Origin of the sequence: Aeromonas simiae (genome assembly GCF_014892695.1) — a bacterium.
GTDB classification, from domain to species: Bacteria; Pseudomonadota; Gammaproteobacteria; order Enterobacterales; family Aeromonadaceae; genus Aeromonas; species Aeromonas simiae.
The window spans coordinates 3,364,717-3,386,085 of sequence record NZ_CP040449.1 but is presented as its reverse complement, the minus strand read 5'-3'; the positions used below and the strand labels follow the sequence as shown (position 1 = coordinate 3,386,085).

Below are 21,369 nucleotides of genomic sequence, written 5' to 3'. Positions count from 1 at the left end.
CCCTTATTTTAAGTAAGAGCGCAGCACCCGGCTGATCTGCTCGAGATCCTGCTGGCGTTGCTCCTGGCTGGCCGCTTCATCCATCAGGTGCTCGCGCATGTGTCCTTCCAGCACCTCCATCATCAGACCGTTGACGGCGCCGCGGATGGCAGCGATCTGTTGCAAGATGGCCCCGCACTCCCCCCCTTGCTCAAGGGCCTGCTCGAGGGCGCCGGCCTGACCACGGATCCGGCGTACCCTGGCCAGCAGCTTCTTCTTGTCGTGGATGGTGTGGGACATCTAGGCGCTCCAGTGGTGTGAGAGTATACTGGGGGGGAGTATATTTCATGAGACTGGAGCCGCCAACATGCATGCCCACCCCTTCCCTTGTTATGCCCCCTTGGTCAATGAGGGGAACCCCTTAGCCGAGCGTAAGACCCGCTGGGCCGTGTTGCTTACTCTGGTCATGATGGTGGCCGAGATCGGGGGTGGCTGGTGGTTTAACTCGATGGCGCTGCTGGCCGACGGCTGGCACATGAGCTCCCATGCACTGGCACTCGGGTTGGCGATCCTCGCCTATCGGGCGGCTCGTCACTTTGCCCGTGACCACAGGTTCAGCTTCGGAACTTGGAAGATCGAGGTGTTAGGCGGTTTTACCAGTGCGCTGATGTTGGTGGGAGTGGCGCTGCTGATGCTGGTGGAGTCCACCGAGCGGCTGCTCAATCCGAGTGCGATCCAGTACCAACAGGCGATTGCGGTGGCGCTGCTTGGGCTGCTCGTCAACCTAGCCTGCGCCTGGCTGCTCAAGGATGACCATCACCACGACCACGATCATCCGCACAGTCATGACCATCACCACGAGCATGAGCACGAGGATCTGAACCTCAGGGCTGCCTACATCCATGTACTGGCCGATGCTGCCACCTCAGTGCTGGCGATCATCGCCCTGTGCGGTGGATTGTGGTGGGGGGCTAGTTGGCTCGATCCGGTGATGGGGCTCGTCGGTGCGGCCCTGGTCGGGATCTGGGCGGTGGGGCTGCTGCGTCAGACCGGGCGGGTACTGCTCGATGCCGAGATGGATGCGCCTGTCGTGGAGGAGATCCGCGCGATCGTGGCCGCAGCGCCAGAAGGGGCCACCTTGCGCGATCTGCATGTCTGGCGGGTCGGGCAGGCCCGTTATGTCTGCATGCTTTCGCTGCATACCGAGCAGCCGCTGAGCGCCGACGAGATGCGGCGGCGGCTCTCGATACACGAGGAGCTGGTGCACATCACGGTCGAGATCAGCCAGCGGGGGGAAGATGGTGCAGGGCTGCCAGCAACAGCCTGAGCAGCAGCGCCGGCGGGTCGTCGAGCAGATGGCCCGCCTCCAGTTGTAACCGCCCGTCCGCATGCAGGGTGAGGGCGGCCAGCACCTGGTTGCCCTCATCGCGGATCTGCATGTGCCCGAGCAGCTCGCCGCTCGGGCTGGGGCGGCATTGCAGCACTAGCCAACGCGACTCGCCGAGCAGGCTGAATTGCCGTGACTGGGAGGGCTCGTCCTCGTAGTCGGGCCAGCTCAGCCAGCCATATTGTCCGCAGAGGCTGCCCGCCTCAATGCAGAAATGGCTAAACAAGCGCTGCAGCGCCGCATACTCCTGATCCAGGCGCTCGGCCTGCTCTTTGTGTTTGTTCATCGCCCCCTCCTACTGCCTTCATGAAGCATCCCTCTTCCCTGCGGCAAGTCTGTGACCTGACTCGAGTTTTTATTACAAAAAAATTACAAGGTTCCTTTGAAAAAGGTTTCAGTCACGTTCGTCCTGATGGGCTCTGACTAGTATGTGCGCTATCCCGTGCCGGTCGTTTCAGGCGCGGGCGGACACACAGATCCGACGACAAACTACAGCGGGAATAACAACGACATGGATATGAAAAAGACCAAAGTGGCGCTGGCGACAGTGTCACTGCTTGCCTTATTGGCAGGCTGTAATGGCAGCTCCTCCAGCAGTAACGGAGGCCAGACGGACGATCCCCAAGCCCATCTTCCTCAAGTCACCCCTCCCAGTGAAGCGCTGACCGCCAGCGACAACGAAGCGGTGATCTCCTATGTAAACACCTCTGGCCTCGCCGCGCGTGGTGTCGATGCCGCCTACGCCGACTGGAGCCTGCACCTGTGGAACAACGAGGCTTGCTCCTCGACCGATCCGGCCGGACTCAACAGCAGTTGGGATGACAAGTCTAAGACCCCGGAGACCTCCGATAGCTTTGGCCCCACCTGGGTGGTGCCCTTGTCCAAGCTGGAAGGTTGCATCAACTTCATCGCCCGTAACAGCGACCTCGGTAACCTGACCGGTCAGGACATGAAGCTCGACTTCGCCGAGCACCCTGACCGTACCATCGCCATCGTGGCGGGCAAGGGCACCATCTACGGCAGCCGCGCCGAGGCGTTCACCGCCTCCTTCGGGGTGGCCGGTGCCAGTGCTCACCTTATCGACGACAGCACCCTGATCTGGGAAGGGGGCAAGGGCCAGCCGCTGGTTCGCCTCTACTACAGCGAATCCGGTACCATCCAGGCCAACAGTGAAGGGGTGTTTGACTTCCCCTACATCAAACTCAACGCCACCGAGCTGAGCGAGGCCCAGCAGGCCAAGTACCCGCACCTCAAGGGCAAGGCCGCCTTCCGTCTGCCGGCTGACCAGGATCTCAAGGGCATACTCAAGGGCGAGCTGGTGGCTATCGCCACCGACGCCAACGGCGTCTTGCAGTCCGCCACCCTGGTGCAAAGCGCCGGTGCTCTCGACGCCCTCTACTCGGATGCCGCCAAGGCGCTCCAGTACGGCGCCGTGGTCGATGGCAGCAAGGTGCAGTTCCGCGTTTGGGCGCCGACCGCCAAGTCGGTCAAGCTGGCACTCTATGACGCCAACCACCAGAAGAGCGGCGATGTGGCCATGACCTTCGACAGCGCCAGCGGTAGCTGGAGCTATGAAGGCGGCAGCGACCTGATCGGTCAGTACTATCGCTACGACATGGAGGTCTACCACCCGGTCAGCCGTAAGGTTGAGCACTATGAGGTGACCGACCCCTACTCACTGAGCCTGGCGATGAACTCCGAGTTCAGTCAGGTGGTGGATCTCAACGATCCGGATCTCAAGCCCGCCGGTTGGGACAGCCTCAAGGCTCCGCACAGTCAGGCTAATCCGGCCGACATCGTTATCTATGAGGCGCACGTGCGTGACCTCACCGGTAACGATGAGTCCACCCCGGCTGAGCATCGCGGCAAGTTCGTCGGCCTGACCGAAGGCGAGAGCAAGCCGGTACAGCACCTGAAGTCGCTGGCCAAGTCCGGCGTCAGCCACCTGCACCTGCTGCCGGTGTTCGACATTGCCACCGTCAACGAGGATCCGGCCAAGGTGGCCAACCTCAGCGACGACTTCAGCAAGCTGTGCGAGGTCAACCCGGATGTGAAGAGCTCCAGCTTCTCCGGTTATTGTGGCGGCGGCCAGACGGTCGGCCAGGTGCTCGAGAGCCTGGACCCCAGCAGCAATCAAGCCCAGTCGCTGTATAGCTACATCCGTGGTTTTGACTCCTTCAACTGGGGTTATGACCCCTATCACTACACGGTGCCGGAAGGCTCCTATGCAACCGATGCCGAGGGCACTGCCCGGATCAAGGAGTTCCGCGAGATGGTCATGGCCATCAAGCAGAACATCGGTATGAACGTGGTGATGGACGTGGTCTACAACCACACCAATGAGGCCGGTCTTGGCAGCAAGTCCGTGCTCGACAAGATTGTCCCCTGGTACTACCAGCGCCTGAACCCGGAAACCGGCTCGGTCGAGAACTCCACCTGCTGCTCCAATACGGCGCCGGAACACGCCATGTTCGCCAAGCTGATGGACGACTCCCTGGTGACCTGGGCCCGTGACTATAAGATCGATGCTTTCCGCTTCGACCTGATGGGTCACCACCCCAAGGCGCAGATGGTTGAAGCGCTGGCGGCGGTGAAGAAGGTCAATCCCGAGATGTACTTCTACGGTGAAGGCTGGAACTTCGGTGAAGTGCAGGATGACGCCCGCTTCGAGCAGGCGACCCAGAAGCACCTGGCCGGCACCGGTATCGGCTCCTTCTCCGATCGCCTGCGTGACGCGGTGCGCGGCGGTAGCCCGTTTGATGGTGGCGACGCCATTCGTGAAACCCAGGGCTTCGGTAACGGCGCCTTCGTCGCTCCGAACGAAGCCAACAAGGTGGATGAAGCTACGGCGCTGCATCAGGCTGACTTGGTTCGCCTTGGCATGGCCGGTAACCTCAAGGATTTCATCCTGACCGATAAGGATGGCATGCCGCGTAAGGGGAGCGACATCGACTACAACGGTCAGGCCGCCGGTTACGCTCAGGATCCGACCGAAATCCAGAACTATGTCGACAAGCACGACAACCAGACCCTGTTCGATAACCTGGTCTATAAGGCGCCGGAAGGGGCCGATCTGGTGCGGATGCAGGGCGTTTCGCTGGCCACCGCTATGCTGGGTCAAGCTATCCCCTTCACTCACGCCGGTGTTGAACTGTTGCGCTCCAAGTCCATGGAACGTGACAGCTATGACTCAGGTGACTGGTACAACAAGGTCGACTACACGCTGCAAGACAACAACTTCAACAAGGGGTTGCCGCGCAGTGACAAGGATGGTGACAACTATCCGTTGATCGAGAAGGTGCTTGGCCTGCATAACAAGCCGGCCCCGGCTGATATGACCACCATGGTGAGCTTCTACCAGGAGCTGGCCGAGCTGCGGCAATCCTCCCGCCTGCTGCGTCTTGGCAGCGGTGCTGAGGTGATTAAGCGGGTCGACTTCCGCAACACTGGGCCTGAGCAGGTTCCGGGTCTCATCGTGATGAGCGTGGATGACGGTGTCAAGGCGGGCTCCGATCTGGACTCGACTATCGATGGCCTGGTGGTGATGATCAACGCGACCAACGCGTCTCAGAGCATCGGTGACTTCCGCGATGGTGACGATAATCCGATCGATCTCAGCGGCATGGTGCTGAGTTCGGCTCACCGCGACAGCGACAGTATCGCCAAGGATGCAGCCGTCAGCGGCGGCAAGCTCACCCTGGGCCCCTGGTCTGCGGCCGTCTTCGTCAAGCCGCAGGTGGGTGCACAAGGCAGCGGTCTGCCGGTCAGCAAGAAGGTGGATCTGAGCACGGTACCGCCGTTTGGTGAGACCGAGCTGTTCCTTAAGGGCTTCCAGGATCCCCTCTTTGGAGACAAGAATCCGCTGATATTTACCAGCAACTTCATGTACGAGTTCACCACTGAGGTGACCGAGGAGCAGTTGGGTAGCACCGAAGTGAAGGTGGCTGATTCTGGCTGGTCCGTTGCTAACTATGGCATTTGCAACGATGGAGACAAGCTGGTTGTAGGGACGCCACTGACCATGTGCCACGATGGCGGCAATCTACCGTTTGAGATCACCAAGGCGGGCACCTACAAGTTCGTGTTCACTGCGATGAACAAGGACAAGCCGACCTTAAGCGTCAGCTACACCGAGCCGCTGCAAAGCTGCAAGGTGCTCGATACCGTGGCAGGTGATCCGCTTGGCTATCCGCTCTTTGTGCGCGGCAGCTTGAGCGGCTGGAATCCGAAGCCAGAGTACCAGCTGCGCTACAAGGGGATGGACGGTGATCTGGCCATCTACCAGGCCGTGTTCAACTACGAAGGCAGCTTCGACTTCAAGTTTGCCAATGATGACGACAGCTGGACCAAGCAGTTCTTCGTCAAGGACGCAGGTGGCGCGCTGATTGCCTTGGAGCCGGAGCAGTTCTATCCGCTACAGCATGGTGATGGCGGCATGGGTAACAACAGCGTGGCCCTGGATAACGGTCTGTGGAGCTTCCTGCTCAAGATCGATCCGAGCAAGGCCTCCGGTGAGGTCGGTTCGATGATCATCCAGGAGTGCAGTGCCAAGTAATTCGCTTGGGCCCTGGCAGTTGACTCGGCACTGCCAGGGTGGAATTCCTCCCTTGCCAAGGGGCGGAATAACACCGAGAGAGTAATAAAAGCGCGGCTTTGCCGCGCTTTATTTTTTTGTTTAAGAAAACGGGGAAACTGGTCGCTCTGTTTTGTCTAAAGTAACTATCTGTTATCTGCGGGTCAGCACCCGCCATGCCGAGTATGCACAAATGACCCAAGAGATCATGAAATTTGCCATCGATGATGGCTCCACCAACGTCAAGGCCAGCTGGATCGAGAACGGGATCCTCAAGACCGTGGTGTCCCCCAACTCGTTTCGCAAAGATTGGAAGAGCGCGGCCCTGCTGCGCGGGCAGAAGGTGTTCAACTACACCATAGGCACCACCAAGTACACCTACGACGCCACCTCCGACAAGGCGCTCTCCACCACCCATATCGAGTATCAGTACGACGATCTCAACTTGCTGGCGGTGCATCACGCCCTGCTGCAAAGCGGTCTCGAACCCCGCCCGGTTTCCCTGGTGGTGACGCTGCCCATCACCGAGTTCTACAACCCGGACGACTGCCAGCGTAACGAAGCCAAGATTGAGGCCAAGCGTCGCAATCTGATGCGCGACATCGAACTCAACAAAGGCGAGCTGTTCCAGATCGTGGAGGTTGAGGTCATGCCCGAGAGCTTGCCGGCGGCCCTTTCCCACCTGCTGAGCGCCAATTGCAGCGAGTTCACCAAGTCGCTGGTGATCGACTGTGGTGGCACCACTCTCGACATGGGGGTGATCGTGGGTGAGTTTGACGATGTCTCGGCCATCTACGGCAACAACGAGATTGGCGTCGCCATGGTCACCGATGCGGCGCGCAAGGCGCTGGCTGCGGCTGACAGTGACTCCAGCTATCTGGTGGCCAACGAGCTGATCAAGCGCCGCCACGACATGAGCTTCGTGCAGAGCGTGGTCAACGACGAGTCGCGCATTCCCGAGATCCTGCAACGCATCGAAACCAAGATCCGTGAGCTGGGGGATCAGGTTGCCTATGAGGCGAAGAAGTTCGCCAAGCACCCGAACCGGGTCTATCTGGTGGGCGGCGGCGCGCCGCTGATCGAGGGGGCGATCCGTGAGGCTTATGCCACCTTGGGAGATCGGGTCGTGATGGTGGAGAATCCGCAGAGCGCCCTCTCGCGTGAGATCTGCCTCTATCATGCCCAGCAGCCGGCCAGCGCGATCGCTGAGCCGGTGCTGCTTGAGGTAGGGGAAGATGCATAAGGGACCGGTCAAGCGGATCAATCCCTCTATCCACCTCAATCCGGAGCAGAGTGAGGCGGATCGCCGTGCCATCCTGGCCTTGCAGGAGTGGTATCAAAAGCTGCGCCAGAGTGACAGTGAACGCGACTCCATTAACGTGGCGATGCGCACCTTCCATCGCAGCGTCTATCTGGCCGGCTTGCGCCTGCATCTGCTCAGCCCGCGGCTGTGTCAGCATGTCGCCGAGTCACTGGGGCGTGAGTCACGTTCGTTTCCTGAACTGCTCGTCGAGTTAGGTGAATGCGGGTTGTTGCCCGCCGGTACGGCCATGCCTAGCGTCACGGTCGCGGCGCCGGGGGGAGCTGAGGGAGAGGCAGACTTTTCTTCGCGTCAGTTGGAGCGGCTAGCGGCGCTCATGGGGAGTGCCGGAGAGGGCGCCGCGAGTGGGGCGCTGCTGGCCCAGCTTGAGGCGCAGCGAGGTGAGTTGGCGGAGCTGCGCGCCATGCTGGCCTCATCCTCACCGGCCCAGGCTGCTCAAGGAAGCCAAGGGGATGGCGCTGCCTTGCTGGCCGCGCAGGGCGCCGAGTTCGAACGCTTGCATCAGGAGTTGGCTCAGTTGCGTACCCTGGCTGAGCAGCAGGCGTTGCAGTTGCAGCAGTTGCGACTGAGCGGGCGCGGCACGGTCGCCGAGCCGACCCGTAGCGGGGGCGGCACCGAGGAGGTGCTGCTCGACGACGTTGCCCCGGCGGCAGAAAAGCTGCAACGGGTGCGGCAAAAAGGACTGTTCTGAGCAAAGCGCGTGGCCATGGTCACGCGCTTCTCTTTTAGGGGTTACAGAGCCAGAGCAGGGCTGAGAAGAAGAGCAGATTACCGGCAACGCTCAGCCACAGCGGCAGCTTGTACTCCTTCTTGCTCGATTTGTGGCGCAAGTAGTGACGGGCCAGCAGGGCGCCCGGCCAGCCGCCGAGCCAGCTCCAGCCGTGCAGGGTGCGCTCCGGCACCCGGCTCCTCTTGAGGCGGGCTGCCCGCTTATCCCAGGCATAGACGCAGAAGGTGAGCAGGCTCATGACGGCGTAGAGGCCGGCCACCGCCAGCGGCAACATGCCAATGAAGGTCAGTAAGGGGAGGGCGGCGAGCTGACTCAAGGCCAGCAGGACGGGAAAGGGCACTGAGATTAGTCTCCTGCGGGGTTACGGCGGGTGGCCTTGATGGCCCCCTTGCGTTTCTTGGCATCGACCCGGCGCCGTTGGGAGGCGCGGGTCGGGCGGGTGGCATGGCGCACCTTGGGGCGTTCGGCCGCCTTGGCGAGCAGGGCGTGCAGCCGGTCGATCGCCTCCTGGCGGTTCATCTCCTGACTGCGATGGGTTTCGGCGCGGATCAGGATGAAGCCATCATGCACCCGGCTGTCGCGCAGCCGATCCAGCCCCTCTTTGAGGTGATCGGAGAGGGTGGGGGAGCTGCGGTAATCGAAGCGCAGCCAGACGGCGGTCTCGGTCTTGTTGACGTGCTGGCCACCGGCGCCTTGGGCGCGCATGGTCTGAAAGGTGAGCTCCTGCCAGGGCAGGGTCAGGCGGGACATGGCTTGCTCCGTTTTGGTGCGTTATCGTGCGGTGATCCAAGATGGTGCGTCGCTTTGGCGCACGGGGTGCCAGATTGGCGCTAGCGACCGGCCATGAGGGGCTCGGCAGACAAGATCCTCCGCGCATCAATAAGTTGGCACAGGAATTGTTTATTGGTTATCCGGACCACCTAAGGATTGGGAGAAACCAGATGAAACTCATCACCGCCATCATCAAGCCCTTCAAACTGGACGACGTGCGCGAGGCCGTCGCACAACTTGGCGTCGAAGGGTTGACTGTATCCGAGGTCAAAGGCTTCGGCCGCCAGAAGGGCCACACCGAATTGTACCGCGGAGCCGAGTATCAGGTCGACTTCCTGCCCAAGGTGAAGCTGGAGATCGCTACCTCTGACGACAATGTGGAGCCGGTGATCGAGGCCATCTGCAAGGCGGCCTACACCGGCAAGATCGGCGATGGCAAAATCTTCGTCTATGACCTGGAGCACGCGGTGCGGATCCGAACTGGCGAGGCCGATGGCGAAGCGCTTTGACGCCGCAGGCGCGGATACGATACCGACCGGATGGCTTGCCGTCCGGTTTTTTTATCTGTGCTGCAATTTTGTGATACCGCTCTGCGCTTTTGCTTGTGTCTGGTCGGTGAGTGTGCAAAATACAAACGCGAATTATTGCTACTTGCAACTCACACCAGGAACCTGCTGAGATGAAAAAGAGACTGCTGGCATTGACCCTTTGCACCATGGCCGCGCCTTCTGCCTTTGCCGCACAGGAAGTGAACGTCTACTCCAACCGTCAGGATGAGCTGATCAAGCCGATCATCACGCAGTTTGAACGGGAGAGCGGTATCAAGGTGAACCTGGTGTTCGCCAAGGATGGGCTGACCGAGCGCCTGCAACGTGAGGGCAAACTGACCCCGGCCGATCTGATGCTGACCACCGACATCAGCCGCCTGACCGAGCTGGTGGACAAGGATCTGGTACAACCGGTACAGAGCCCGGTTCTGGAGCAGAACATTCCGGCGGCCCTGCGCGACCCCGACGATCGCTGGTTTGCGCTCACTACCCGGGTGCGGGCCATCTATTCGAGCAAGGATCGTCTGGGCAAGCTCGATGCCATCAGCTACGAGGATCTCGCCAAGCCCGAGTACAAGGGCAAGATCTGTGTGCGCAGCGGTAAGAATGACTACAACGTGGCCCTGGTGGCCTCGATGATTGCCCACCACGGCAAAGCGGATGCCAAGCAGTGGCTGGAAGGGCTCAAGGCCAACCTGGCGCGCAAGCCCCAGGGCAACGACCGGGATCAGGTCAAGGCGATCAAGGACGGGGTGTGTGACCTGTCGCTTGGCAACAGCTACTACCTTGGCAAGATGCTGGCCGATCCGGCCCAGAAGGCGTGGGCCGATGCCGTTTACATCAACTTCCCGAACCAGCAGAACCGTGGTGCCCACGTCAACGTGAGTGGCATGGCCATGACCAAGTTCGCCAAGAACAAGGAGGCCGCCGTCAAGCTGATGGAGTTCCTCTCCGGTGATGAGGCCCAGCATCTGTACGCCGATCTCAACACCGAGTATCCGGTCAAGCCGGGGGTTGAGCGCTCGCCGCTGGTTAAATCCTGGGGGGATTTCAAGGCCGACAGCCTGCCGGTGAGCGATTACGCCAGACTGCGCAAGGATGCCCTGACGCTGCTGGATGAAGTGAAGTTCGATCTGTAAGGTGTGGGGGTTTTTCTCACCCGAGTCAGGAAACCGATGAAGTATTCCGGTTGGATGGCCGGCAGTTGGCTCACGGGTCTGCTGCTGGCCTTGCCCATTGTGGCGCTCTTCTTTTCCGCTCCGTCTGCCGACGGGGCGGTGATCTCGCATCTGGTCGACACCGTACTCGGAACCTATGTGGCCAACACCCTGTTGCTGGTGGTGCTGGTGGTGGCCCTCTCGCTGCTGCTCGGGGTGCCGACCGCTTGGTTGGTGGCCATGTGTCAGGTGCCGGGGCGGCGAGCCTTAGAGTGGGCGTTGATCCTACCCATGGCGATGCCCTCTTATATCGTCGCCTACGTCTATACCGACCTGCTCGACTTCTCCGGCCCGTTGCAACAGGCCCTGCGCCGCTGGTTCGGGCCGGATCTGCGGCTGCCTGAGATCCGCTCCCTCGGCGGCGCCGCCTGGATGCTGGCGCTGGTGCTCTTTCCCTATATCTACCTGTTGGCCCGCGCCGCGTTTTTGGAGCAGTCGGTGAGCCTGATCCAGTCGAGTCGCCTGCTCGGTTGCTCCCCCTGGCAGAGCTTTGCTCGCCTGAGTCTGCCGCTGGCACGCCCGGCCATCATGGTCGCCGCCTCGCTGGTGGCGATGGAGACGCTGGCCGACTTTGCCACCGTGCACTTTTTTGCCGTCAACACCCTGACCACGGCGGTGTATGACACCTGGCTCGGTTATGGCAGTCTGTCGGCCGCCGCCGCCCTCTCCTGCTTCATGCTGGTGGGGGTGGTGGCGCTGATCGCTCTGGAGCGTTTCAGCCGGCGCCGCCGTCAGGTGTTCCAGAAAGGGACGGGGCAGGAGGCCGCGCTGCGCTACCCGCTTTCGCCGCTGCGCCGCTCGCTGGCCGGCCTCTGGTGCTGGTCACTGGTGCTGGCCGGTTTTGCCCTGCCGTTTGCCATCTTGCTCGGTTATGCCATCGACTACGCCGGCCCCTCGTGGACGCCGGAGTTTGTGCGCTTCTCCGGCAACAGCCTGCTGGTCTCCTCTCTGGTGGCCCTGCTTGCTACCTTGGTGGCGGTGCTGCTGGTGTTTTACCGTCGCCTCGAAGGGGGTGTGCCGAGTCTGATCCCGCTGCGCCTCGCCGCGCTTGGCTATGCCCTGCCGGGGACCGTGCTCGCCATCGGTGTGCTGGTGCCGCTCACCGCCCTCGATTTTGCCCTCAATGATCTTGCCCAGTGGTGGGGGCTAAGCGGCCCAGGGCTGCTCTTTACCGGTACCCTGGCTGCCATCGTGTTCGGCTATCTAGTGCGTTTTTGCGCCATCGCCATCGGCTCGGTGGAGAGCAGCATGGCCAAGGTGGGGCCGAGCCTCGATATGGCGGCGCGCACCCTGGGGGAGAACAGCGCCGGCATGTTGCGCCGGGTACACCTGCCGCTGGTGCGCCGTGGCCTGCTGGCCGGAGCCCTGTTGGTGTTCATCGAGTCGATGAAGGAGCTGCCGGCGGCCCTGCTGCTGCGCCCCTTTAACTTCGAGACCCTGGCCACCCATGTCTATCAATTCGTATCAGACGAGATGCTCGAGCGCGGTGCGCTCGGCGCCATCGTCATCGTGCTGGTCGGCCTGTTGCCCCTCATCTGGGTCAATCGCTCGCTCGATCGCCACTGATTTGTAAGGAGTTGCCGATGTCTGTGCTTTGCGTCGAACGGGTCAGTTGCCGCTATAACGGCAGCAACGTGCTCGAGGATCTCTCTCTTCACGTCGCAGAGAACGAGATCGTCTGCCTGCTCGGGGCGAGCGGTTGCGGCAAGACCACCCTGCTCAAGGCCATCGCCGGTCTGTTGCCGCTGGCTGCGGGCGCTATTCGCCTCGGTGATCGCCTGCTGGAGGGGGAAGGGCGTGTGGTCGCCCCCGAGGATCGCCAGATCGGCATGATCTTTCAGGATTACGCGCTCTTCCCCCACCTGACGGTGGCGGGCAACATCGCTTTTGGCATCGCGCATCTGCCCGCGCGGGAGCAGGCCGCCGAGGTCGAGCAGGTGCTGGCGCTGGTCAACTTGCAAGGGCTGGCCGACCGCTACCCGCACCAGCTCTCCGGCGGTCAGCAGCAGCGGGTGGCCATCGCCCGCGCCCTGGTGTGCCGGCCACGGCTGATGCTGCTCGACGAGCCCTTCTCCAACATCGACACCCAGGTGCGCATGAAGCTCATCGCCGAGATCCGCACCCTGCTCAAGAGCCGCGGCATCGGCGCCGTGTTTGTCAGCCACAGCAAGGAGGAGGCGTTCGCCTTTGCCGATCGGCTGGCGCTGTTTCGTGCCGGTCACATCGAGCAGGTGGGTGAGCCGGAGCGGCTCTACCGCCGACCCGGCAACCGCTTCGTGGCCGACTTTTTGGGGGCCACCAACTACCTGCTGGCCGAGGGGGTGGATGAGTGGCGCGTCATGACGCCGGTTGGCCCCGTGCAGGGCAGTGAGCCGCACGGTCTTGCATCCGGTCAGCGGGCCGTATTGATGCTGCGACCGCATCAGCTGCGGCTGATCCCGGACGAGGCGGGCAGCGAGGTGCGGGAGCAGCAGTTTCTCGGCCACCATTGCAAGGTCACGATCGCCTGTGGTGAGCAACTGCTCGAGGCGAGCTGTAGTGAGCCGCTGCATGCCTCCCGGGTGCGCGTGGACGTCGCCCCCCATCCACTGGTACTGTTTGACCCCGCGCCGTGAATCCCTTGCTCTGGGGCAAGGAATGGGCGGTGCGCCGGCCTATAATGGCCAGACCCATATGACGAGGGAGAAGATATGCAAGCACAACAAGGCATCTGCGCCGAGCCCAATCTGCACGCGCTCTATCTGATGCTCAACCGCACCGGCGATGCGACCGAGCTGGTGGCCCGTCTGGCCAAGGTGCCGACCCTGTGGGAGTCCGTTCAGGCCGATTTTTCCGATGCGCATTTCAGCGGTCTGGTGGCTATCGGCGCCGAGGCTTGGGATTCCCTCTACCCGGCAGCGCGCCCGCCCCAGCTACGCGGTTTCATGGCTCAATCGGCCAATGGCCAGGAGGCGCCGAGCACGCCGTTTGATCTCTTCGTCCAACTGCGGGCCGATCGCATCGACGTGCTGCACCATGCCGGTCACCGCCTGCTGGCCCTGCTCGATGGGTTGGTGGAGATCGCCGAGGAGCAGCGCGGTTTTCGTAACCTCGACCTGCGCGATCTGACCGGCTTTGTCGATGGCACCGAGAATCCGCAGGGCGATCATCGCCCGGAAGTGGCGCTGGTGGCCGAGGGTGAGTTCGCCGGTGGCTCCTATCTGCACGTACAGCGCTGGGTACACAACCTGACTGACTGGCAGCGACTGGCCCTGAAAGAGCAGGAAGACATTATCGGTCGCACCAAGGTCGACAACATCGAGTATGAATCTGAGGACAAACCGCTGACCGCCCACATCAAGCGGGTTAACCTCAAGACCCCTAAGGGGGAGTCGATGGAGATCCTGCGCCAGAGCATGCCGTGGGGCACCATGCGTGAGCAGGGGCTCTATTTCATCTCCTGCTGCCGTACCCCGATGCACTTCAATACCATGCTGGCCAGCATGTACAAGGGCGAGGGCAGTCACTTCGATCACCTGCTGCGTTTCACCCGTGCCGTGACCGGTGCCGCCTTCTTTGCGCCGAGCATCGATTTTCTGCGCCGAGCCGGCCGCTGAGCTGACTCGGACACAAAAAAACCCGGCCAAGGCCGGGTTTTTTCATGGGGGAACACACCTCAGGCGGTCTGCTCGAACAGCTCGAGCGCCGACATGTAGAGCTCTTCGACGTCGGTGTCGCTGGTCGGGGTGATGAAGATGGTGTCATCACCGGCAATGGTGCCGAGGATCCCCTCCGCCTTGCCGAGGGAGTCGAGCAGGCGGGCGATCAGCTGCGCGGCACCGGGGCTGGTGTGGATCACCACCAAGGCGCCGTTGTGGTCGATGTCTAGCACCAGGTTCTTAAGTGGACTGGAGGTGGTCGGCACCCCCAGCTCCACTGGCAGGCAGTAGACCATCTCCATCTTGGCGTTGCGGGTGCGCACCGCACCGAAGCGGCTCAGCATCCGCGATACCTTGGACTGGTTGATGTTTTCGAAACCCATTTCCTGCAAGGCGGCAACAATTTCCGCCTGGGAGCCAAACCGTTCTTCCTTGAGCAGAGCTTTGAAGGCCTTCGCCAGCTTTTCTTGCTTGTCGTTGTGTTTCATTTTGGTCTCGTAGATGAGGAAGTGAGGCCGCCATGGCCGGATCCGGGCGGACCGATTTGCCCGCTTATTCTGCATTCAGAGAGGCTCTGGCGCAAGAAATAGGGGTTTGTTTTGCATATTGATGCAAATATGGCTTGCATCAACCTATCTGGGGACTAAAATCGGAAGCTAATTCTGAAAACTTATTCACTAATAATCTATGGGTATTGAGCTTACCGGTGTCGCCAAGTCGTGGCAGGAACACACCATATTGCAGCAGGTCACGTTTCGCTCCGAGCCCGGAGAAACCCTGGTATTACTGGGGCCGAGCGGTGCCGGAAAGAGCTCTTTGCTGCGTTTACTGAATCTGCTCGACGTGCCGGATCAGGGAACCTTGCGCATTGGCGACAGTGCATTTTCTTTCCCGAACACCCTGTCGGCAGCAGAGTTTGCTCGCCAGAGTCAGGCGCTGCGGCGCAAGGTGGGCATGGTGTTCCAGCAATACCATCTGTGGCCGCACCTGACCGTGATGGAGAACCTTATCGAGGCGCCGACCAAGGTACTTGGCATGAGTCGTGCTGACGCTATCGACAAGGGACGCTATCTGCTGGCCCAGTTGCGCCTCGCTGACAAGCAGGACGTGTGGCCGGCCCGCCTCTCCGGTGGCCAGCAGCAGCGGGTGGCGATCGCCCGTGCCCTGATGATGGATCCGCAGATCCTGTTGTTTGATGAGCCGACGGCGGCCCTTGATCCCGAGATCACCAAGGAGGTGGCCGAGATCATCCGGACCCTCGCCGGCACCGGCATCACCCAGGTGGTGGTGACCCATGAGGTGGACTTTGCCCGCCGCATCGCCAGTCAGGTCATCTATCTGGAGCGGGGGCAGATTGTGGAAATGGGCGGACGCGAGATTTTTGACGCCCCGCAAACCGAGCGCTTTGCGCAGTTCTTGAAGCATTGATAAGGAAAGTTGTCATGAAAAAAGCCGTACTGCTGTTGGCTGCCGTGGGAATGCTGGCAGGTCAGGCCGTTGCCAAGGAAGTGAAGTTCGCGACCGAAGCCACCTACCCGCCGTTCGAGTACATCGACGACAAGAACGAGTTCCAGGGCTTCGACATCGAGCTGGCTCGTGCCATCTGCGCCGAGGCCAAGCTGGAGTGCACCTTCCACAACCAGGCCTTTGACAGCCTGATCCCGAGCCTCAAGTTCCGTCGTTATGACGTGGCCATTGCCGCCATGGACATCACGCCGGAGCGCGCAGCCCAGGTCGATTTCTCTGATATCTATTACGAGAACTCTGCCGTGTTCGTGAGCAAGAAGGGCGCCTTCAAGAGCCCGGAGGCCCTGACCCAGAAGACTGTGGGCGTGCAAAACGGCACTTCCCATCAGACCTATGTGCAGGACAACTGGACCAGCAAGGGGGTGCTGAGCGTGCCTTATGCCAGCTACCAGAATGCCTTCCTCGATATGCTTAACGGCCGTATCGATGCCGTCTTTGCTGACACCGCCGTGGCCGCTGAGTGGCTCAAGAAGCAGCCCGAGTACGCCATGCTGGGCGACAAGGTGACCGATACCAAGTACTTCGGTACCGGTTTTGGCATGGCGGTAGCTAAGGGTAACGGCGAGCTGCTTGGCCAGCTCAACGCGGGTCTGAAGGCGGTCAAGGCCAACGGCACCTACCAGAAGATCTACGACAAGTACTTCAGCCACTAATCCATGCTGCAACTGTTGTTACAGGCCACCCTCATGACCCTGGGTCTGGGGCTGGCCTCTTTAATTGGTGGCCTGCTGCTGGCCATACTGCTGAGCGCCGCTGAGTTGTCGGGTAAGCGCCTGCTGGTCTGGCCGGTGGCGCTGTTCACCTCGCTGATCCGCGGTCTGCCCGAGATCCTGGTGGTGCTCTTCATCTATTTCGGCTCGACCCAGCTGCTGTTTCTCATCACCGGTGATTATGTAGAGTTCAGCCCGTTTGCCTGCGGCGTGCTGGCGCTCTCGCTGCTGTTTGCCAGCTATGCCAGTCAGACCTTGCGCGGTGCCCTCAATGCGGTGCCGATGGGGCAGCGTCAGGCGGCATGGGCACTCGGCTTGGGGCGAACCCGCACTTTCTTGCGTATCGTCTTGCCCCAGGCATGGCGCCATGCCCTGCCGGGTCTTGGTAACCAGTGGCTGGTGCTGCTCAAGGATACGGCGCTAATCTCCCTCATCGGGGTCAATGATCTGATGCGTCAGGCCCAGCTCGCATCGGCCAGCACCTACGAGCCCTTTACCTGGTACGCCACGGCGGCCCTCATCTATCTGGTCATCTCCCTGTGCAGCGAGTGGCTGCTGGGGCGGGCCACCCGTTATACCCGCCGCTACGGAGGCTAGTCATGCTCGGCTATCTCATCACCCTGCTTGAGGGCATGACCACCACCCTCGGCCTGAGCGCGGCCAGCTTGCTGGTTGGCCTGACCCTGGCCCTGCTGATGACCTGGGCGCTGGAGCGCCGGGTCGTGCTGTTAACTCAGGCGGTACAGCTGTGGATCCTGCTCTTCACCGGCACTCCGCTGCTGGTGCAGATCTTCCTCATCTATTACGGCCCCGGGCAGTTTGTCTGGATCAAGGAGAGCTGGCTCTGGGAGTGGCTCAAGCAGCCTTGGTTCTGCGCCATGCTGGCCCTGGCGTTTAACACCGCCGCCTACTCAACCCGCCTGTTTAAGGGGGCGCTCGACGCCATTTCGGCCGGTGAGGTCGAGGCGTGCCGCGCACTCGGGATGAGTGCCGGGCAAACCCTCTGGATGAAGGTACGCCATGCGGCGCGGCGACTGGTGCCGGCCTACTCCAACGAGGTGATCCTGGTGATCAAGGGGAGTTCGCTCGCCAGCACCATCACCATCATGGATATCATGGGGCTGGCCCAGCGCCTCAATGCCCAGACCTATGACACCCTGGCGGTGTTCGGGGTCGCGGGTGCCCTCTATCTGGGTATGAACGGTTTGTTAACGTTAATGTTCCGCTGGTGCGAAAAACGGGCACTCCGTTTCCAGTCGTAAACGCTCAAACGAGCATAAAAACGAAAAAAAACCGTGTTTCATATCCATTTCTGGGTAATCAAGACCGATAAAATGGCGTGCATGTACGGCGGCTCACAGAACCCGAAGTTGTCCCTGTTATCAGATTGTTTTTTCTGGGGTGATCCAGTAAGGTGAGGCGCACAAGAACATAATGCCTTCCAACCTACGCTTAAACAGGGAGTTGATCATGAAAGTTGCCGTTCTGGGTGCCGCCGGTGGTATCGGCCAGGCCCTTGCTCTGCTGCTGAAGAACCGTCTGCCGGCTGGCGCCGAACTGAGCCTGTACGATATCGCGCCTGTCACCCCGGGGGTTGCCGTGGATCTCAGCCACATCCCGACCGACGTCAAGGTGAAGGGGTTCAGCGGTGAAGATCCCACTCCGGCCCTGGTCGGCGCCGATGTGGTGCTGATCTCCGCCGGTGTGGCCCGCAAGCCCGGCATGGATCGCTCCGACCTGTTTAACATCAACGCCGGTATCGTGCGCAACCTCATCGAAAAGTGCGCAGCCACCTGCCCGAAGGCCCTGATCGGCATTATCACCAACCCGGTCAACACCACGGTAGCCATCGCGGCCGAAGTGCTCAAGAAAGCCGGTGTCTATGACAAGCATCGCCTGTTCGGTATCACCACGCTGGATGTGATCCGTGCCGAGACCTTTGTTGCCGAGGCTAAGGGGCTGAACGTCGATAACGTTCGCGTCAATGTCATCGGTGGCCACAGTGGTACCACCATACTGCCGCTGCTCTCCCAAGTGGAAGGGGCCTCCTTCACCGAGGAAGAGGTCGCGGCCATGACCAAGCGCATCCAGAACGCCGGTACCGAGGTGGTGGAAGCCAAGGCCGGTGGCGGCTCTGCGACCCTCTCCATGGGTCAGGCGGCTTGCCGCTTTGGCCTGTCGCTGATCAAGGGTCTGCAAGGCGAGGCCAATGTGATCGAGTGCGCTTATGTGGAAGGCAACGGCGAGCACGCTACCTTCTTCGCCCAGCCGGTACGTCTTGGCAAGAACGGTATCGAGGCCGTGCTGGATTACGGCAAGCTGAGCGCCTTCGAACAGCAGGCCATGGCGAGCATGCTGGATACCCTCAAGGCTGATATCCAGCTCGGTATCGACTTCGTCAAGTAAGTCACGGCCACGCGAAAAAGGGGAGCTTCGGCTCCCCTTTTGCATTGTTCCGGCTTCAAGCCTGACGCCGGGCGGCCGATAAACGGGGATAGCAGGAGGGTAGTATGAAGAGAAAGCTCTGGATATCCCTGTGGGGCATGCTCTCGCTGGCGCAGGCTGCCGAGGAGATACCGGTGGCGCGGCCCCCGCTGCCGGCGGTCGATCCGTCGCTCCAGGTGGTACAGATTTACCGGCAAGATGATCTGCTCGACTGGATTGAGCAGGGCAAGCACCTAGCTAGGGTGAAGGCGGACAAGTGCCAGCTGACTCAAGATATCGAGGCGCGCGCCGAGGTGATGAAGCTGCCCGCATATCAGTTCCTGTGGGGCGACATGCTGGCATGGGGCGTTTGTACCCAACGCAATGCCGAACTCGGTGTGCAGTACATGTGGGATGCCGCCGATCAGGGGCTGGCTCCCGCCCTCGAGCAATTGGGGCGCTACTACTGGAAGGGCACTCTGGTGCAGAAAGATTTGCAGCGCGCCGAGGTGCTGCTGCGTGAGGCGGCGGGGGCTGGGTTTCTCAAGGCCCAGTTGGAGTGGGTCGAGTTTTTGCTGGCAGGTCATGGCAGCCCGCTTGATTATGAGGATGCCTACCGTTGGCTGCACAATGCGGTGATAGGCGATCAGGCGCTGCATCGCCAGGCTAGCACCCTGCTTGCCAGGTTGGAGGGGCGGATGCCGGCCAACGTGGTGCAGAAGGCGGCAGCGATACGTTGATATGAAAGGGGGAGTGCCGTGGCACTCCCCCTGCTCTTTTACAGCTCTTGATGAGGGCCGAAGCACTCGTAGTGGATGCGTTCATTCGGAACACCGCGTGCCACGAGCTGGCTCTTGATGGCTTGCATGAAGCCGGTGGGGCCGCAGAAGTAGTAGTGGGCGCCGGCCGGCAGCAAGTCATTGACCTGCTCGAGATCCATGGTGCCGTGAAAGTCGAAATGGCTTGCATCCTCGGTACGCGGGGTACGATACCAGGTACGCGCTGCGAGCCGTGGGTGGGTAGCGCTCTTGCTGGCCACCTCTTCTGCGAAGGCATGCACGCCACCGTGCTCGCAGGCGTGCAACCAACGGATCTCCGCTTGGTGTTCACCGGCCAGCAGTTGATTGAGCATCGCCAGCATGGGAGTGAGGCCGACCCCGGCCGAGAGCAGTACCACAGGGGTCTGTGCATCGGCAGTCAGGGTGAAATCCCCAGCAGGCGGCATCACGGCCAGCTCGTCGCCCTGCTGGATCTGGTCGTGCAGCAGGTTAGAAACCTGGCCATTGGCCTCACGTTTGACGCTGATACGGTAGGATTGACCGTTGGGTGCATCGGAGAGAGAGTACTGGCGGATCTCGGTGTTGGCGAGGCTTGGATGGGTAAGTTGCAGGCTTAGGTACTGGCCCGGTACGAAGTCGATGACCGGCTGGCCATCCTTGGGCTCCAGAACAAAGTTGGTGATGAGTTCGGATTCGACCCGCTTCTCGCGCACGATGAAGGCTCGGGCGCCACGCCAGCCCCCTTTGGCTTCGGCGCGCTCGGTATAGAGTTGCTCCTCGCGGCCGATGAAGACCGAGGCCAGCAGGCCATAGGCCTGTTCCCAGGCATACAGGATCTCGTCGCTCACCGCGTCACCGCCCACTTCTTTGAGCGTGGCTAAGAGATGGCTACCCACTATGTGATATTGTTCCGGCTGGATCATGAAACCGGTATGCTTGTGCGCGATGCGCTCGACCGCACCGGTGAGGGCGCCTAGATTGTCGATGTTGCGGGCATAGGCCGCCACGGCGTTGAACAGGGCCACCGGCTGGCCACCGCTGTGCTGATGCGCCAGATTGAACACATCCTTCAGCTCGGGGTTGTGGTGGAACATGCGCTGGTAGAAGTGCTGGGTCAGCGCCGGCCCGGCAGACTCCAGCAGAGGGATGGTGCTCTTGATGGTTGCAATGATCTGTGGATCCAGCATCATGATCTCCGTTTAATTGAACATGTAAAATGCCATTTAATGAAGTGGCATCCTAGATGTTTATTTGATTTGGATCAATACGCATGATGTCATGCGTGCGGACATATATATGAGACTGACCAGCTATACCGATTTTGGATTGAGGGCTCTGCTCTATCTGGCCACCCTGCCGGAGGGAGAGTTGTCCAGTGTGGCCAAGGTCTCGGCCCTTTACGGCGTTTCCCGCAACCACATGGTCAAGGTGATCAACCAGCTAGTGAAGCTGGGCTATCTGGGTTCCCAACGAGGTAAGAACGGGGGGATCTGGCTGGCGGTCAAACCGGCCGAGGTGAACATTGGGGCGGTGATCCGCGAGCTGGAGGGGAACCTAGACGGCATCGACTGCGGCTCACCGGCCTGCCACATCGTCTCGGTCTGTCTGCTGAAAAATGCGCTGAAGGAGGCGATGAACGCCTTCTTGGGCGTGATGGATGGTTACTCGCTGGAAGCGCTGCTGGCCAACAAGGCCGAGCTGCAACAGGTGTTTGGGGAGCTCATCCCCACCCTGATGGTGGAAGAGGCGCCGCTCGAATAACGAG

Annotated in this window: 22 protein-coding genes; 16 read left to right on the top strand and 6 right to left on the bottom strand. The window is 61.0% G+C overall.

The window, feature by feature from the left end; genetic code table 11:
• Positions 1 to 3: 3 nt before the first annotated feature.
• Entirely contained in the window at positions 4 to 279 is a 276-nt protein-coding gene (locus FE240_RS16135) for a metal/formaldehyde-sensitive transcriptional repressor (protein ID WP_193002379.1), read from the bottom strand.
• A 67-nt stretch (positions 280 to 346) separates the two neighbouring features.
• On the opposite strand from FE240_RS16135, the gene dmeF reads away from it, so the two are divergent.
• Positions 347 to 1,306 carry a CDF family Co(II)/Ni(II) efflux transporter DmeF gene (gene dmeF / locus FE240_RS16130; RefSeq protein ID WP_193002376.1) on the top strand — a complete coding sequence of 320 codons (960 nt, stop codon included), beginning with the start codon at positions 347 to 349 and terminating at the stop codon, positions 1,304 to 1,306.
• Here dmeF and FE240_RS16125 read toward each other — a convergent pair.
• Positions 1,260 to 1,652, bottom strand: a complete 393-nt coding sequence (locus FE240_RS16125; protein WP_193002374.1) for a hypothetical protein — start codon at positions 1,650 to 1,652, stop codon at positions 1,260 to 1,262. The genes dmeF and FE240_RS16125 overlap by 47 nt on opposite strands.
• 225 nt (positions 1,653 to 1,877) lie before the next feature.
• Here FE240_RS16125 and pulA point away from each other — a divergent pair, with 225 nt between their 5' ends.
• From pulA to FE240_RS16110, 3 genes are all read left to right on the top strand, one after another.
• Entirely contained in the window at positions 1,878 to 5,921 is a 4,044-nt protein-coding gene (gene pulA / locus FE240_RS16120) for a pullulanase-type alpha-1,6-glucosidase (RefSeq protein WP_193002371.1), read from the top strand.
• Between the two features lie 211 nt (positions 5,922 to 6,132).
• Complete coding sequence (gene parM, locus FE240_RS16115; protein WP_193004583.1) at positions 6,133 to 7,182, top strand: plasmid segregation protein ParM domain-containing protein; 1,050 nt, start codon at positions 6,133 to 6,135, stop codon at positions 7,180 to 7,182.
• A complete protein-coding gene (locus FE240_RS16110) occupies positions 7,175 to 7,951 on the top strand; it encodes a hypothetical protein (RefSeq protein ID WP_193002369.1) in 777 nt (258 codons plus the stop codon). The genes parM and FE240_RS16110 overlap by 8 nt, the downstream gene beginning before the upstream one ends.
• 34 nt (positions 7,952 to 7,985) lie before the next feature.
• On the opposite strand, the gene FE240_RS16105 is transcribed toward FE240_RS16110, so the two are convergent.
• On the bottom strand, positions 7,986 to 8,330 hold the full coding sequence (locus FE240_RS16105) for a DUF1294 domain-containing protein (protein WP_226798869.1): 345 nt from the start codon (positions 8,328 to 8,330) through the stop codon (positions 7,986 to 7,988).
• 5 nt (positions 8,331 to 8,335) lie between these two features.
• Positions 8,336 to 8,740, bottom strand: a complete 405-nt coding sequence (gene arfB / locus FE240_RS16100) for an alternative ribosome rescue aminoacyl-tRNA hydrolase ArfB (protein ID WP_042045994.1) — start codon at positions 8,738 to 8,740, stop codon at positions 8,336 to 8,338.
• Between the two features lie 191 nt (positions 8,741 to 8,931).
• On the opposite strand from arfB, the gene glnK reads away from it, so the two are divergent.
• The 5 genes from glnK (at position 8,932) to FE240_RS16075 (ending at position 14,122) form a co-directional block, all read left to right on the top strand.
• Positions 8,932 to 9,270 (top strand): P-II family nitrogen regulator, encoded by a 339-nt coding sequence (gene glnK, locus FE240_RS16095; RefSeq protein ID WP_042045995.1) that lies wholly within the window; start codon positions 8,932 to 8,934, stop codon positions 9,268 to 9,270.
• Positions 9,271 to 9,440: 170 nt separating this feature from the next.
• A complete protein-coding gene (locus FE240_RS16090; RefSeq protein ID WP_193002367.1) occupies positions 9,441 to 10,448 on the top strand; it encodes a Fe(3+) ABC transporter substrate-binding protein in 1,008 nt (335 codons plus the stop codon).
• Between the two features lie 36 nt (positions 10,449 to 10,484).
• A complete protein-coding gene (locus FE240_RS16085; RefSeq protein ID WP_193002366.1) occupies positions 10,485 to 12,092 on the top strand; it encodes an ABC transporter permease in 1,608 nt (535 codons plus the stop codon).
• A gap of 17 nt (positions 12,093 to 12,109) precedes the next feature.
• Positions 12,110 to 13,141, top strand: coding sequence for an ABC transporter ATP-binding protein (locus tag FE240_RS16080; protein WP_193002364.1), 1,032 nt, complete (start codon positions 12,110 to 12,112; stop codon positions 13,139 to 13,141).
• 75 nt (positions 13,142 to 13,216) lie between these two features.
• Positions 13,217 to 14,122, top strand: coding sequence for a Dyp-type peroxidase (locus tag FE240_RS16075; protein WP_042046002.1), 906 nt, complete (start codon positions 13,217 to 13,219; stop codon positions 14,120 to 14,122).
• A gap of 59 nt (positions 14,123 to 14,181) precedes the next feature.
• On the opposite strand, the gene argR is transcribed toward FE240_RS16075, so the two are convergent.
• On the bottom strand, positions 14,182 to 14,652 hold the full coding sequence (gene argR / locus FE240_RS16070) for a transcriptional regulator ArgR (RefSeq protein WP_042046003.1): 471 nt from the start codon (positions 14,650 to 14,652) through the stop codon (positions 14,182 to 14,184).
• Between the two features lie 199 nt (positions 14,653 to 14,851).
• Between argR and FE240_RS16065 the strand changes: the two genes are divergently transcribed.
• From FE240_RS16065 to FE240_RS16040, 6 genes are all read left to right on the top strand, one after another.
• Positions 14,852 to 15,592, top strand: a complete 741-nt coding sequence (locus tag FE240_RS16065; protein WP_193002362.1) for an ATP-binding cassette domain-containing protein — start codon at positions 14,852 to 14,854, stop codon at positions 15,590 to 15,592.
• Positions 15,593 to 15,606: 14 nt separating this feature from the next.
• On the top strand, positions 15,607 to 16,344 hold the full coding sequence (locus FE240_RS16060; protein WP_193002360.1) for a lysine/arginine/ornithine ABC transporter substrate-binding protein: 738 nt from the start codon (positions 15,607 to 15,609) through the stop codon (positions 16,342 to 16,344).
• 3 nt (positions 16,345 to 16,347) lie between these two features.
• On the top strand, positions 16,348 to 16,998 hold the full coding sequence (gene artQ / locus FE240_RS16055) for an arginine ABC transporter permease ArtQ (protein WP_042046008.1): 651 nt from the start codon (positions 16,348 to 16,350) through the stop codon (positions 16,996 to 16,998).
• 2 nt (positions 16,999 to 17,000) lie between these two features.
• Entirely contained in the window at positions 17,001 to 17,663 is a 663-nt protein-coding gene (artM, locus tag FE240_RS16050; protein ID WP_193002358.1) for an arginine ABC transporter permease ArtM, read from the top strand.
• A gap of 208 nt (positions 17,664 to 17,871) precedes the next feature.
• Entirely contained in the window at positions 17,872 to 18,807 is a 936-nt protein-coding gene (gene mdh, locus FE240_RS16045; RefSeq protein ID WP_193002356.1) for a malate dehydrogenase, read from the top strand.
• Between the two features lie 104 nt (positions 18,808 to 18,911).
• Positions 18,912 to 19,565, top strand: a complete 654-nt coding sequence (locus FE240_RS16040) for a tetratricopeptide repeat protein (protein ID WP_226798867.1) — start codon at positions 18,912 to 18,914, stop codon at positions 19,563 to 19,565.
• Between the two features lie 38 nt (positions 19,566 to 19,603).
• On the opposite strand, the gene hmpA is transcribed toward FE240_RS16040, so the two are convergent.
• Complete coding sequence (hmpA, locus tag FE240_RS16035) at positions 19,604 to 20,791, bottom strand: NO-inducible flavohemoprotein (RefSeq protein ID WP_193004580.1); 1,188 nt, start codon at positions 20,789 to 20,791, stop codon at positions 19,604 to 19,606.
• Positions 20,792 to 20,900: 109 nt separating this feature from the next.
• On the opposite strand from hmpA, the gene FE240_RS16030 reads away from it, so the two are divergent.
• On the top strand, positions 20,901 to 21,365 hold the full coding sequence (locus tag FE240_RS16030; protein ID WP_193002354.1) for an Rrf2 family transcriptional regulator: 465 nt from the start codon (positions 20,901 to 20,903) through the stop codon (positions 21,363 to 21,365).
• Positions 21,366 to 21,369: the final 4 nt, after the last annotated feature.

Bases quoted from the DNA above. Each gene is read 5' to 3' on its own strand.
- FE240_RS16135 (WP_193002379.1), bottom strand. From the start codon at position 279: ATGTCCCACACCATCCACGACAAGAAGAAGCTGCTGGCCAGGGTACGC.
- dmeF (WP_193002376.1), top strand. From the start codon at position 347: ATGCATGCCCACCCCTTCCCTTGTTATGCCCCCTTGGTCAATGAGGGG.
- FE240_RS16125 (WP_193002374.1), bottom strand. From the start codon at position 1,652: ATGAACAAACACAAAGAGCAGGCCGAGCGCCTGGATCAGGAGTATGCG.
- pulA (WP_193002371.1), top strand. From the start codon at position 1,878: ATGGATATGAAAAAGACCAAAGTGGCGCTGGCGACAGTGTCACTGCTT.
- parM (WP_193004583.1), top strand. From the start codon at position 6,133: ATGACCCAAGAGATCATGAAATTTGCCATCGATGATGGCTCCACCAAC.
- FE240_RS16110 (WP_193002369.1), top strand. From the start codon at position 7,175: ATGCATAAGGGACCGGTCAAGCGGATCAATCCCTCTATCCACCTCAAT.
- arfB (WP_042045994.1), bottom strand. From the start codon at position 8,740: ATGTCCCGCCTGACCCTGCCCTGGCAGGAGCTCACCTTTCAGACCATG.
- glnK (WP_042045995.1), top strand. From the start codon at position 8,932: ATGAAACTCATCACCGCCATCATCAAGCCCTTCAAACTGGACGACGTG.
- FE240_RS16090 (WP_193002367.1), top strand. From the start codon at position 9,441: ATGAAAAAGAGACTGCTGGCATTGACCCTTTGCACCATGGCCGCGCCT.
- FE240_RS16085 (WP_193002366.1), top strand. From the start codon at position 10,485: ATGAAGTATTCCGGTTGGATGGCCGGCAGTTGGCTCACGGGTCTGCTG.
- FE240_RS16080 (WP_193002364.1), top strand. From the start codon at position 12,110: ATGTCTGTGCTTTGCGTCGAACGGGTCAGTTGCCGCTATAACGGCAGC.
- FE240_RS16075 (WP_042046002.1), top strand. From the start codon at position 13,217: ATGCAAGCACAACAAGGCATCTGCGCCGAGCCCAATCTGCACGCGCTC.
- argR (WP_042046003.1), bottom strand. From the start codon at position 14,652: ATGAAACACAACGACAAGCAAGAAAAGCTGGCGAAGGCCTTCAAAGCT.
- FE240_RS16065 (WP_193002362.1), top strand. From the start codon at position 14,852: ATGGGTATTGAGCTTACCGGTGTCGCCAAGTCGTGGCAGGAACACACC.
- FE240_RS16060 (WP_193002360.1), top strand. From the start codon at position 15,607: ATGAAAAAAGCCGTACTGCTGTTGGCTGCCGTGGGAATGCTGGCAGGT.
- artQ (WP_042046008.1), top strand. From the start codon at position 16,348: ATGCTGCAACTGTTGTTACAGGCCACCCTCATGACCCTGGGTCTGGGG.
- artM (WP_193002358.1), top strand. From the start codon at position 17,001: ATGCTCGGCTATCTCATCACCCTGCTTGAGGGCATGACCACCACCCTC.
- mdh (WP_193002356.1), top strand. From the start codon at position 17,872: ATGAAAGTTGCCGTTCTGGGTGCCGCCGGTGGTATCGGCCAGGCCCTT.
- FE240_RS16040 (WP_226798867.1), top strand. From the start codon at position 18,912: ATGAAGAGAAAGCTCTGGATATCCCTGTGGGGCATGCTCTCGCTGGCG.
- hmpA (WP_193004580.1), bottom strand. From the start codon at position 20,791: ATGCTGGATCCACAGATCATTGCAACCATCAAGAGCACCATCCCTCTG.
- FE240_RS16030 (WP_193002354.1), top strand. From the start codon at position 20,901: ATGAGACTGACCAGCTATACCGATTTTGGATTGAGGGCTCTGCTCTAT.